11 protein-coding genes are annotated in these 12,430 nt (G+C 52.4%); 7 read left to right on the top strand and 4 right to left on the bottom strand.

Going from position 1 to position 12,430, the window contains the following annotated elements; all coding sequences use genetic code 11:
- Position 1 precedes the first annotated feature (1 nt).
- Together C162_RS31675 and C162_RS31670 are read right to left on the bottom strand one after the other, a co-directional pair.
- A complete protein-coding gene (locus C162_RS31675; protein ID WP_036701722.1) occupies positions 2 to 193 on the bottom strand; it encodes a hypothetical protein in 192 nt (63 codons plus the stop codon).
- Between the two features lie 531 nt (positions 194 to 724).
- Positions 725 to 1,729 (bottom strand): metal-dependent hydrolase, encoded by a 1,005-nt coding sequence (locus C162_RS31670; protein WP_036701720.1) that lies wholly within the window; start codon positions 1,727 to 1,729, stop codon positions 725 to 727.
- Between the two features lie 206 nt (positions 1,730 to 1,935).
- Here C162_RS31670 and cyoE point away from each other — a divergent pair, with 206 nt between their 5' ends.
- Both cyoE and C162_RS31660 read left to right on the top strand, forming a co-directional pair.
- On the top strand, positions 1,936 to 2,868 hold the full coding sequence (gene cyoE / locus C162_RS31665; protein WP_036701718.1) for a heme o synthase: 933 nt from the start codon (positions 1,936 to 1,938) through the stop codon (positions 2,866 to 2,868).
- Positions 2,869 to 2,899: 31 nt separating this feature from the next.
- Positions 2,900 to 3,517, top strand: a complete 618-nt coding sequence (locus tag C162_RS31660) for an SCO family protein (protein WP_156949757.1) — start codon at positions 2,900 to 2,902, stop codon at positions 3,515 to 3,517.
- A gap of 107 nt (positions 3,518 to 3,624) precedes the next feature.
- On the opposite strand, the gene C162_RS31655 is transcribed toward C162_RS31660, so the two are convergent.
- Positions 3,625 to 3,984 (bottom strand): DNA primase, encoded by a 360-nt coding sequence (locus tag C162_RS31655; RefSeq protein ID WP_036701716.1) that lies wholly within the window; start codon positions 3,982 to 3,984, stop codon positions 3,625 to 3,627.
- A 110-nt stretch (positions 3,985 to 4,094) separates the two neighbouring features.
- Positions 4,095 to 5,273, bottom strand: a complete 1,179-nt coding sequence (locus C162_RS31650; RefSeq protein ID WP_036701714.1) for an MFS transporter — start codon at positions 5,271 to 5,273, stop codon at positions 4,095 to 4,097.
- Between the two features lie 252 nt (positions 5,274 to 5,525).
- On the opposite strand from C162_RS31650, the gene C162_RS31645 reads away from it, so the two are divergent.
- The 5 genes from C162_RS31645 (at position 5,526) to C162_RS31625 (ending at position 12,423) form a co-directional block, all read left to right on the top strand.
- Positions 5,526 to 5,969 (top strand): hypothetical protein, encoded by a 444-nt coding sequence (locus tag C162_RS31645; protein ID WP_036701766.1) that lies wholly within the window; start codon positions 5,526 to 5,528, stop codon positions 5,967 to 5,969.
- A 51-nt stretch (positions 5,970 to 6,020) separates the two neighbouring features.
- Positions 6,021 to 7,160, top strand: coding sequence for a transglutaminase domain-containing protein (locus C162_RS31640; protein ID WP_036701712.1), 1,140 nt, complete (start codon positions 6,021 to 6,023; stop codon positions 7,158 to 7,160).
- A 173-nt stretch (positions 7,161 to 7,333) separates the two neighbouring features.
- Complete coding sequence (locus C162_RS31635) at positions 7,334 to 9,400, top strand: peptidoglycan D,D-transpeptidase FtsI family protein (protein WP_036701710.1); 2,067 nt, start codon at positions 7,334 to 7,336, stop codon at positions 9,398 to 9,400.
- A 33-nt stretch (positions 9,401 to 9,433) separates the two neighbouring features.
- Complete coding sequence (locus C162_RS31630) at positions 9,434 to 11,548, top strand: peptidoglycan D,D-transpeptidase FtsI family protein (protein ID WP_036701709.1); 2,115 nt, start codon at positions 9,434 to 9,436, stop codon at positions 11,546 to 11,548.
- Between the two features lie 95 nt (positions 11,549 to 11,643).
- A complete protein-coding gene (locus C162_RS31625) occupies positions 11,644 to 12,423 on the top strand; it encodes a Cof-type HAD-IIB family hydrolase (protein WP_036701707.1) in 780 nt (259 codons plus the stop codon).
- Positions 12,424 to 12,430 lie beyond the last annotated feature (7 nt).

Here is a 12,430-nt window from a genome sequence, read left to right as displayed (position 1 = left end):
GTTAAGGGGTAGGCTGGTTGCTCTCCGCCTTGCGTCTCAGCCTGGCCTTGACGATGAAGCCCCAGCCGATGTTAAGCACGCACAGCGCGCCGAGCAGCAGTGCAAGCCAAATGTTATAGCTGATCGAGATGGAAGCTGCTGTGAGGAGTAGAATTGAAGAGCAGGCGAACCACAGTGACAGACCTTTACCCATATGTTCCAAGCCTTCCTTTCTGCTTCAAATAGTGTACAAGTGAATCCCGGTGTGCGTCGTTGCATGCCGGGATTTTCAGTTCAAAAGTAAGCTTTCAGTTCAAATGTAAATAAATGTAGTAGGTGAGCACTTGCTTTGCGCTGTAACCGCTTTATGGTGATTGTGCCTTATGCAGTCCCGGGCGTCAAGGGGCAGGCAAGAGAATAGATCCCCGGTAAATATAGTCTATAACGTATTAGATGAGTTGCATAATCCTGCACAAATTGCAACATTTCGATTTATAAATCACCCCAAATCAAAAAATGTTGCACAAAAGGCAGCAATCTTCCTCCCCCAATCAGCGGAGCGGGGAAATTCCTGCACTTCATGCAACATTCTTTACAGAGACCCTTATATCCCTTATTCAAAGTTGCAATATTTACAACATCTCGGCGTGATCCCTGACCGCACATGTGGGTGTTTTTGGTGGTAAATGTAATTAAAAAAATGGCACCTGCCCCGGCAGATGCCACCTGTCTTCAAAAAAACTTCCTACAGCTTGACTGTTCCCGGGTCAATGGCGAAGCGTTCATCGAGCTTCTCGCTGCTTAACCAGCCGACATAAGTATTCAGCGGTTTATACTCATGGTCCATTACCAGGACGGCCACGAACGGGAATTGCTTACGGTGTAAATAACGGACATCTCCCCAGCGTACAATATAACCAGAGGGCAGCTCCTCCACCTCCGCGACAGCGTACGAGGTGAAGTACAGGAAGGCCTGAATATCCGGATGGGATTTGGAATGCTCGACCGCGGGGTGAGTGGAGCACACCGCATGCTTGAACCATTCCAGCCGTCCGCTGTTCAGCAGCCCGACATTATAGCTGCCGTCCGGCTTGGCTTTGACCAGATTCCACCTCGTTGGCGAAATGGTGGGGATCACATAATAACGGTCACCTGCATGGTGGTGGACATCCTTGTTCATAATGCTGCGTGTAGTGCGGGCATGAACGAGGGTCCGCCAGATGTAATACAAGACAATGCAGGCGTACAAGGTAATGAATAGTGGAGCGGGCGGCACCATTCCGCTGATCCAGAGAATAATCGCCGCTGTATGGCTGCCGAAGATAAACGGATCGAAGATATGAATGATGTTCCAGGCGATCCATTTCTCGGTGAACGGGCGGGCAGCCTGAGTCCCGTAGGTGTTGAACAGATCAGAGAATACATGGACGGCAACGCCAATGAAGCTCCAGAGCGCGATATGGCTTAAGGTGGTCAGGTCCGTGAAGCCGAACAACGGCCCGATGACCCCTGTGATCAATGCCGGCCACAGCAGTAAAAAGGGCAGGGAATGAGTGATTCCCCTGTGATTGCGGATATATACCGCGTTATCCTTGAGACGCAGGGCGGTATCGGCATCCGGTGCCTGAGAAGCCAGTACAGTAGCTACCATCACCGCCCCGGCCAGCGTTCCATTCGAAGCGACGAGCGGATCGACGAAGGACAGACCTGCAAGTCCAAGTCCCATAACAAAATGTGTGGCAGTATCCATTAGTCAGATCTCCTTTGTACGGAAGTTCTCTATTAATAACTACCCATTATTGGGCTAAGTTATTTAAGGGCGGGGAAATAAATATCGTCACGTAATTGTCGAATTAATGAACATCATGGTCAATGATTGTCAAAGTCTTTCCCAGTTTGCTATGATAAAGTTAATAGCGGAGTGTTAGAAGTTCCCTAGAAGGAGGAACCCGATACGTGGACAATCAATTGAGATATCAAGCTTCTTCTGATTCCGCATCAATGTCTGCCAAGTCTCCACCGGAAGGTGCAAGCTGGCGCGACTTTATTACCGTTACGAAGCCCGGCATTATCCGCTCCAATCTGATTGCGGCATTCGCAGGCTACTGGGTGGCATCAGGATGGGATGTACAGTATGGACGCCTGATTCTGACTTTGCTCGGCACCATGCTGGTCATGGCTTCAGCCTGTGTCTTCAATAATTATTTTGACCGCGATTTGGATATGAAGATGGAACGGACCCGGGAACGCGGGCTGCCTACAGGAAGGCTGAAGCCTACAACAGTACTTATCTATGCCATTGGACTCGGCATTGCCGGGCTAGGAGTGCTGTTCGCATTCTGCGGCGTACTGGCCGGATTGTTCGGCATCGTCGGCATGTTCGTATATGTTGTAGTGTACACCCTTTGGCTCAAAAGAACCTCTACCTGGAGCACCTCGGTAGGTGCGATCTCGGGGGCCATGCCTCCTGTCATCGGCTATGTGGCTGTTACAGGAACAGTCGATCTCGGAGCCTGGCTGCTGTTCGCAATGCTCTTTCTGTGGCAGCCGCCCCATTTCTGGGCGCTTGGCATCCGCCGCAAGGAGGAGTACCGGGCTGCAGGATTCCCGCTCCTTCCGGTTGTGAAGGGAACGCGGCGCACCAAGTTCCAGATGATTCCTTATGTCGCGCTGCTGCTCCCCGTGCCTGTGCTGATGTATGCCTACGATTATGCAGGTATTTATTATCTTATTGTATCACTGGCCTTGTCGGTTGGGTGGCTCTACTTAACCCTCATCGGATTCAAGGCCAAGGATGATGAGATCTGGGCGAAGAAAAGCTTCCTCTTCTCCATTAACTATCTGACCTTAAGCCTGATTGCCCTGGTGCTGAATACCATTCATGTGTAAGCATTCTTAGGATAGAGGGGGAAGGTGTCCTGTGCAGACCTTGAAACGTTACAAATGGACCTGGATGTTGCTGCTGCTTGCAGTAATTATGGCGGTCTATCTGGCAGTCAAATCGTTTGATTTCGGAGGTGAGAAGCTGCCGGTCATCGGTCAGGTACAGGACTTCTCCCTGGAGAATGTGGACGGGAAGCAGATCAGTCTGGCGGATACGGCAGGTAAGGCAAGGCTGGTCTATTTCTTCTTCACCGTCTGTCCCGATGTGTGTCCGATTACTACCTATATGTTGTCAGAGACGCAGGATATCCTGGTTAAGGATGGCAGCTTCGGCAAGGACGTTGAATTCGTCTCGATCTCTTTCGATCCGAAGAATGATACAAGGGAAGCGATCAAGGCCTTCGCCGACAAGTTCCATGCCGATTACAGCGGATGGTACTTCCTGCGGGGGGATCAGGAGCAGGTACGCAAGCTGGCAGCGGAGTCCTTCAAGGTGCTGATCTACGGCACAAGCAAGGATGATTTCGCCCACATGAACCTCATTGGTCTGGTGGACAAGAACAACCAGCTCCGGGGATTGTACGATGCCGGGGATACGGAGAATGTAACGCCGGAGTTCCTGGCCAGAACGGTTAAGAAGCTGGCCCGTGAATAGTACAGGAATGCACAAAACGAGGGTGTCCGTGGAGCAGTGGAGCTGCTGCACAGGACACCCTCGTTTTGTGGTGAAAGGTTAAGAATGTATATACTTCATGCAATAAATTATCCTTCTATGCCCTGAGGATAGGGCTGGGGGTAAATAATGAAATCTTCAAGTCCAGCCTTCTCCAGCTGGGTGATGTTATATTCATCCGGAGTCCCTTCCACACCGGCATAGCCCTTGCGGGTATACATATGAACGGCATCGGGGAAGGCGTCGCGCAGGACAGCACGAATTTTTTTGCCGGAGCTGTCATTGTCCATGTACAGGTAGACTTCTCCGTCCCGGATGGTATTGCGCAGAGCTTCCAGCTTCAGGGTATTCAGCGTACCGAAGGTGCACAGAATGTCGACCTCTGGTTCAAGCAGTCGCCTCAGTCTGCTGCGGTCATTCTTGCCTTCGACAATAATGGTGATGGACATATGCAATCAGCCCCCGGATCTTAGTTGTTATGACGATATTGTACCTAAGCTGCGCTATTTTTAACAGCGTAGCGGAACAATATGTATTCATTCCCCGGGAAATGTCGCATTCAGGCGGCAGGGCTGTTCCAGTCGGGAGCGTAGGAAGAGAGACGGCCGGATCTGCCCGGAGGCAGCAGCAGAAGAGCTGTCATCAGCAGCACGAAGGCAATGAAGTAGGGGGAGACATACTCCCTTAGCTGTCCGGCGGCTACAGGTCCGGCAAAGGCCCCGAGGGACATGGCGATGGATTGCAGCGAGAAGGTCCGGCCCAGCCGTCCTGCGCCGCCCAGGCCGATGAAGAGTGAGGCCATAGCCGGGAATAATACCCCTTTTGCAGAACCGAGCAGGAAGAGAACCACTCCGGCCGGGATGCTGCGGAAGGCAGCCAGAGTGAAGAAGCAGAGAGCCATTCCCAGCAGGGCGGCGGCAATACGAATGCCCGGCGAGATGCGGTTCAGGAAGAACAGGCAGAGGGTCGCCAGCGCTCCAAGGCTGAGCAGGGAGAGCAGAATTCCGGTAGAGACCATTCCGTCCTGTCCTTGTGACAGCGGAAGCTCGAAGAACAGTACGCCCTGGGAGCAGGATACGAAGAAGGGCAGCAGATAATAACGTCTGGAGACGGTAGGCTGGGTGGTTGCGGCCAGCCCGGGCTGCAGATTCTCCTTCACCGGGAGTGCAGGCTTATGCAGTACCAGAGCCGGATTATGCTTCGGTACACTGAAGAAGGCCATTACACCGGTGAAGATCAGGAGCCAGCCCAAGGTGCTGAAGGTGCCGGAATAGCCGGCTTTAGCTACGATGAAGGCTCCGGCAGCAGGGGAGACCACAGAAGCCAGCGTGTGAATAATTCCGTTGCCTGACATGTATTTGCCCTGGGTCGCCGGGTCAGACGAGAGTGAGGCCAAAAGGGTCATGCAGGCTGGGGAGAGGAATGCCAGAGCGAATCCGCTCGCTGCCCGCAGCAGTAGTAGATGCCAGGGCAGCTGGGCATGCGCCTGCAAGAGCAAGATCAGTCCTGCTACGGTAAGGGCGAACACGATATAGCGGCGGCTGCCGTTGCGGTCTACAAGTACACCGGCCAGCAGGTTGCCCGGGAGGTGGGTCAGGGAATACATCCCCATCATCCAGCCGATGAAGGCCGGGCCCGCTCCCAGTGACATGGCAAAGGGTGTCAGGATAGGATACTGGGCATGCAAATCGAAGAACGCCAGGAACATGAAGAGGTACAGCCACATTGCAGTTTTCACGGATAACACCTCCAGATTAGCGGCCAGCCGCTGATGACGGAACGGATTCCAGCAGAGGGAACAGCCTACTTGTACTTTACGTGCGGCAGCGGGGGCTTATACCATTTTCTTGGCCAGCCTTGTATGCGGTTCTGCATTCCGGTAACCATGAATTATAAGGGGCATTCATGTATAATAATTAATATTAATGAAATGTCTGACGGGACAGCGTCCCGGATTGGCGAAATTTGCGATTGGGGTGTTGTGAAATTGATGAATCCGGAAGTGTGGTCACAGTTTATCAGAGAGAATTGGCTTGTTATCGTTATTGCGCTTGTCCTGCTGTTCGCAGTCGTTAACATCGTTAAGACAATGCTGAAATGGGCTATCGTCGTCGTTATTGTTGTAGGATTGTTCATCTATAGCGGGGTAACCATGGACCAGATCGGTAATGCCGTTAACAAAGTGGCGGACGGGACAGTCAGTACGCTGAAGAATGAGGCGCAGGAGGTCATGCTCAAAGAAGCGCAGGAAGCGGTTTATACCTCCGGCGGTGACGGCACCTTCACCATTAAGACTCCTAATCTGGAGGTGAAGGGCTCTGCCGCAGAGGACAAGGTGGAAGTGGTCTTCCGCGGAGTCAGCCTCGGGAAGTGGAGCGTTACGGATACAACCAAGACCTTTATCGACGAAGCACGGAAGCAGGCGGGCAAGTAACAGTGCAGCTGGCTCAGGGTTACCTGCAGCAGCGGAAGGAGGAGTGATTCATTGAATAACTGGATAGAAAGTCTTCGGGAAGCCAATATCATCTCCATTGTCCTGCTGCTGGTGGTCCTCTTCTCTGCACTGCAGGGCTGGGGCCGGGGCTTCCGCAGAGCAGCCGGAGGGCTGTTCGGCATGCTCGGATCAGGAGTACTTGCGGCAGCTTCGCTGGTGATGGCGATTCCCGCAGCCGTATACCTCTCGCCTGCTGCCGGGAACTGGGCTTCGGGCATCACTCCGCAGGATGACAAGCTAAGCCAATGGCAGCAGCTATATTATACAGGTGCCTCTGTACTGGCGAATTCACCAATAGTGCGGTTTCTGCTGCTGCTCTTGCTGTGCTATAGCTTGATTCGTCTGCTGCTGGGTCTGCTGTTCCTTCTGCTGCCGTTCCGCCTGCCGCGCCAGTCCGGGAGGAGTTCGGGACGGATCACTGGCGCCAGCCGGCTCGTCGGGGCAGTGCTTGGCACCGCCGCAGGGCTTACCCGCGCCTTGGTGCTGGTCTTTGTCCTGTTTATCAGTGTCGCCCTGAACCCGGACAGCGGCTTCAGCCGCTATGTGCAGTCCTCGCCGGTCTACAGTGAGAGTGCGGAAGCGGTATTTGAACCGCTGGCCGGTGAACAGGTCAGAGGGAAGCTTCCGGTGCTGACCAAGGCGGTAGCCGCCGAGATGAGTGACATTCTCCGGCGCAAATATGAAGTGATTGACCATGATATTTCGGTGGATATTGCCGGTGCAGCCGCAGATATTGCCGGACAAGCCAGCGGAGATGAAGAGAAGGCCAGACTGCTCTATGACTGGGTAGGTTCGCGTATTGCTTACGACTATACCAAGGCGGAGAATTATGAAGAGAGACGGATCTGGCATGAGCAGACCCCGCAGGATACGATGGATACGCGGCTTGGCGTATGCATTGATTACGCGCGGCTCTATGCCATGATGGCCCGCTCGCAAGGCCTTCAGGTGCGTGTCGTTACCGGCAAAGGCTATGACGGTCAAGGCGGCTATGGACCGCATGCCTGGAATGAGGTCTATATCAGCAGCAGTGCAGCCTGGATTCCGCTTGATTCCACTTGGGCCAGCAGCGGCGACTGGTTCAATCCGGGGGATTTCGACTCCACGCATATCAAGGAAAACATCCTCTGAGAAGGAGCGGACGCTCTTATAACTATGGTACAATAACAGCGGGCAAGTGGAAACGGCTGTGCCGTCCTTTCAAAGGACGTGCAACATATAAATTATTATATTTTAAGAACAGCTCTTGCACGTGATCTTACGGATAAGCAATACTGCAAACCATACAAGGAGAGGGACTTGCTGTGAGATGGTTCGGTAAGCCGGGCTCCGGCCCGGGCAATGGAGAGACCCGCAACTACCTGAGCTTACGCATAAATCTATTTTTCTTTGGTGCTTTTTTTATTTTTGTGATCATGATGATCCGGCTTGCGGGACTGCAGTTTGTAGAGAGTCCCGAGCTCAGCGAGGTGGAGGCCAGCCGGGAGACCAAGGATGTTCCGCTTGCGGCGATCCGGGGGACTATTCACGCGGCGGGAGGGGAAGACATTGCCCATTCCACACCGGTTCAGTCATTATTCGTTACGTTAACCCAAGAATACACCGCAAAGGTCAAGAATAAGAAGACCGGCTTATATGAACCGACCGCTGAAGCCAAGGCGAATACGAAAGCGCTGGCGGCGGGGCTGTCATCCGTTTTTGAACAGTATGGTGATCCCTCTGCGAAGAAGCTGCTCAAGGAGGATGTTCTGCTGCTGCTGGACCTTGATTATAAGAAGTCACTGGGATATGTCCCGCGTAAGATCAAGGCCGGTCTTACGATGAAGGAAGTCGCCCATCTGATGGAGAACAGGCAGCGCTATCCCGGGGTGTCTGTTGTAGAGGAGAGTATCCGCCATTATGACAAGGACACGGTGGCCGTTCAAACGGTAGGCTATATGAAGCAATTCCGTTCTACAGAAGAAGGATATAATTTATACAAAAATATCCGCAGCGCCATGAAACAAACGGGTGGGGACCCGGGGCTTAGCTACAGGGAAGATGAGTTTGTCGGCATCTATGGTCTTGAACAGCAATATCAGCGTGAGCTTAGAGGGAAGAACGGGTATCAGACGATCTCTGTCAATGCCCAGAACATGGCCGAAGAGGTTGTCGCGTTGATCCCGCCCGTCAAGGGCAACGATATCTGGATGACGATTAACAAGAAGGTGCAGATGAGAACAGAGCAGGCCATCAATGATCAGCTCAACTGGCTGCACCGCAACCCTGTACAGGGGAAGCTTCATAAGGATGCGCTCACCGGCTATGCCGTTGCCATGGAAGTTGATACAGGCAATGTAGTGGCAATGGCGAGTATGCCGGACTATGATACGAATGTCTGGAATGCCGAGACGCTGGTTCCTGAAGTGTACGACAAGATTAGGGATTATTATCAGAACGGGACGATTACCGATATTTCCTCCGGTATCTCCGGCAACGGGCTGAAGTCATTAATCTTCCTGGGCTCCACGATTAAGCCGTTAAGTGTCTTGATCGGTCTGGAGGAAGGCTTATTCACTACCAGTGATACTTATATAGATAAAGGGATTGGTTATTTCGGTAAGGATAACAGCTCCTCGGTGAGGAATTCCTCCGGCCATGTCCTGGGCCCGCTTAGTCCGGCGAAGGCTATTCAGGAGTCCTCGAATGCTTTTATGGTAGAGTGGGTCGGTAATGCCCTGTACAAGAAGTATCCGGGAGAAGGGATTGCCATATGGGACAAATATATGAAGGCCTTCGGCCTTGGGGTGTCTACGCAAAGCGGGCTTCCGGGTGAAAGTGCCGGAGTTGCCGATTATCTTGATCCGAAGAAGGCAGGCTCTTCCCAATCGGCGCTGGTACTTGCCTCCTTCGGCCAGAAGGGGAAATATACCGCATTACAGCTTGCCCAGTATACGGCCACACTTGCGAATGAAGGTGTGCGGATTAAGCCCCAGCTCGTCAGTAAGATTACAGATCCCGACGGCAAGACGGTTAAGCAATTTGGACGGGAAGTTCTGGACAGCATCTCGTTTCATCCTTCTTACTGGAAGGAGATCAAGCGCGGGATGAATACTAAGGTTAAGGCGTTTGACGGATTTTCGTATGACTTCGCCCGCAAGACAGGAACCTCTGAGATGGAAGCCTTCGGGGCTACCCGTGACAACGGGGTATTCATTGCTTATGCTCCACGTGAGCATCCTAAGCTTGCGGTGGCCGTGATTATTCCGGAAGGCGGTTTTGGCGCGAACAGTGCAGCACCGGTAGCCCGCCAAATCTTTGAAGCCTATGACCAGGAGTATGGACTGGATGGAGTGCCTAAGAAGAATGTGCCCGAGTCAAGGGTGGATTAAACGGTTTATTTTGATGTAGAGGAGTGAAAAACTGTGGGTGTTTTCCGAAAGCAGGCCTCCCCCCCGGAAGAGAAGGGCAGCAAGAGCTCGCTTGGCCTGCGTCTTAACGTGTTTTTCTTCAGTACGTTTGTTATTTTTTGTGTAATTATTATCCGTCTCGCAGTTATTCAATTTGTGGAAGGACCCACGCTGACCGAGGTGGAGACCAGCCGGGATACCAAAAGTGTACCCCTCGCCTCCATCCGTGGGGGAATCCGCGCAGCCGCAGGCGAGCAAATTGCCTACTCGACCTCCGTTCAAACGCTGTATGTTACGCTTACGAAGGAATATACAGCGAAGGCACTGGACAAGGAGACGGGAATCAGCTCGCTGAAGCCGGAGGCAAGGGCCAATGCGTATGCGCTGGCGAATAATCTGGTTGCGAAATTTGACGAATATGGCGACCCGAACGGCGAGAAGCTGACTGTTAATGAAGTGATTAATTCTCTGGATTTATATTTCAAGAAATATTCAGGCTATATGGCCCGCAAGATCAAATCCGGTCTGACAACCAAGGAAATTGCCTATTTCATGGAGCATAAAAGCGAATTCCCGGGCCTTGAGATCGTAGAAGAAGGCGTGCGTCATTATGACAAGGATACTGTTGCCGTGCAGACAGTCGGGTATATCAAGCCCTTCAAATCCTCCAACACACTCAACATCTACAAGAATATTCAGAGTGCGATGAAGAAGATCAGCGCAGATCCCGGCCTGAATTATAAAGACGATGAATTCGTCGGCTTCGATGGTCTGGAGCTGCAATACCAGCGGGAGCTGCGCGGCAAGAACGGCTATCAGGTCATCTCGGTGAATCCGCAGAACATGGCCGAGAAGGTAGAAGAGGTAGTGCCGCCTGTCAAGGGTAATGATATCTGGATGACGATTGACAAGAATGTTCAGCTTAAGACGGAGCAGGCCATCACCGAACAGATCAATTGGCTGCACCGCAACTCTGTACAAGGCAAGACCCATCCTGATGCCAAGACAGGCTATGCCGTGGCGATGGAGGTCGATACCGGCAATATCGTAGCCATGGCCAGTATGCCGGATTACGATACCAATGTCTGGACAGCGGAGAAGCTGGATTCGGATACCTGGAACAAGATCATGGGCAACTATCAGAACGGGACTATTACCCCGTATTCTTCGGGCCTGTCCGGTCATGGATTTGGTTCCACGGTACTGCTCGGCTCCACCATTAAGCCGCTGACGGTGCTGATCGGTCTAAATGAAGGCTTCTTCAGCACTTCCTATACGTACAATGACAAAGGGATTGCCTATTTCGGTAAGGATGATAAATCCTCTGTCCGCAATTCCTCGGGTCACGTATACGGCCGGATGGACCCGGCGAAGGCGATTGAGGATTCCTCTAACGTGTTCATGGTGGATATGATCGGCAAGAGGATTTACGATCAATACAAGGGGGAAGGCATTGGAGTCTGGGATAAGTATATGAAGGAATTCGGCCTTGGCGTATCCACGCAGAGCGGTCTCCCTAATGAATACCTGGGACAGATCAACTACACGGATACTAAGGCAGCGGGCAGTGCGCAAGCCGCATTGGTCTATGCCTCCTTCGGACAGCAGGGCCGCTATACGGTACTGCAGTTAGCTCAGTATGCTTCTACGCTTGCCAATGAAGGGGTGCGGATCAAGCCGCAGCTTGTCAGCAAGATTACAGATTCATCGGGCAAGGTGGTCAAGAAATTTGAGCGCGAGGTGCTGGATGAAGTAACGACCTTTGACAAGTCCTTTTGGAGAGAAATTAAAAAGGGTATGAACAGTAAGGTCTCGGCATTCGCAGATTTCCCTTATGATTTTGCCCGTAAGACAGGGACCTCACAGCAGCTGGGAAAAGGGCAATTGCGCGATAACGGGGTATTTATTGCCTTCGCCCCGCGTAATAATCCTAAGTTGGCTGTTGCTGTAGTCATCCCCGAAGGGGGATTCGGCTCCAACAGTGCGGCTCCGGTTGCGCGTAAAATTTTCGATGCCTACGACTGGGAATACGGGCTGGATGGCGTGCCTAAGAAAAGCCTGAAAACAGCGAACCCGAATGACGGTACTACTTCCGGTGACAATTCCGATAATACTGCCGCAACAAACTGATGATATTATAGCCATGATGGAGATGTATTTGCGAGAAATACCAAATATACGGTTGCCTTCAAACGAAAGAGCAACCAAGAATGGAGGGGTGGCAAATGACTGCCAAATACCGCCTGCTTGCCTTGGATATGGATGGAACCCTACTGAACGACGAACAGAAGATTACCCCGCTTACAGTGGAATGGATCAAAAAAGCGATGGAGGCCGGCGTACATGTCTGCCTGTCTACGGGACGCTCCTCGCGCAGTGCGATGCCTTATGCTGAACAGCTTGGCCTCAACACTCCGATGATTATGGTGAACGGAAGTGAAGTCTGGCGTGCACCTCATGAGCTGTACCGCCGGTCCCTGATGGATGTGGAGCTAGTCAAAGAGATGCACAAAATCGCGGAGGAATTCGACATCTGGTTCTGGGCCTACTCTGTAGATGAGGTGTACAACCGGGATAGCTGGGACGGGGAGATTGACAGCAGGGAATGGTTGAAATTCGGCTATTCCACCGAGGATAACGATATCCGCCATAAGCTGCTGATGCGGCTGCAGGAGCTGGGCGGGCTGGAGATCACCAACTCCTCGCCGTTCAACCTGGAGATTAATCCACTGGGCGTCAACAAGGCTTCAGGCATACTTGAGGTCTGCAAGCTGCTGGGCATTAACATGTCCCAGGTTGTTGCCGTAGGTGACAGCCTCAACGATCTGGCAGCGATCCAGCAGTCCGGCTTTGGAGTGGCTATGGGCAATGCGCAGGAAACTGTCAAGCAGGAAGCGGATGCGGTTGTAGCTACGAACAACGAAGACGGGATCGCCGAAGTGATTCAGAAGTACATCCTGACAGAGGCCGGAACCTCGGCCGGCAGAATATCGAAACGAGCTTAAGATTAAG

The organism is Paenibacillus sp. FSL R7-269, from assembly GCF_000517865.1.
Lineage (GTDB): Bacteria > Bacillota > Bacilli > Paenibacillales > Paenibacillaceae > Paenibacillus_AQ.
The sequence above is the reverse complement of the archived record's forward strand: the minus strand, read 5'-3'. Positions and strand labels throughout refer to the sequence as shown.

Excerpts from the sequence above, each read along its gene's own strand:
- C162_RS31675 (WP_036701722.1), bottom strand. The coding sequence starts at position 193 with ATGGGTAAAGGTCTGTCACTGTGGTTCGCCTGCTCTTCAATTCTACTC.
- C162_RS31625 (WP_036701707.1), top strand. The coding sequence starts at position 11,644 with ATGACTGCCAAATACCGCCTGCTTGCCTTGGATATGGATGGAACCCTA.
- C162_RS31655 (WP_036701716.1), bottom strand. The coding sequence starts at position 3,984 with ATGTCCATCACCATTATTGTCGAAGGCAAGAATGACCGCAGCAGACTG.
- C162_RS31670 (WP_036701720.1), bottom strand. The coding sequence starts at position 1,729 with ATGGATACTGCCACACATTTTGTTATGGGACTTGGACTTGCAGGTCTG.
- C162_RS31645 (WP_036701766.1), top strand. The coding sequence starts at position 5,526 with ATGAATCCGGAAGTGTGGTCACAGTTTATCAGAGAGAATTGGCTTGTT.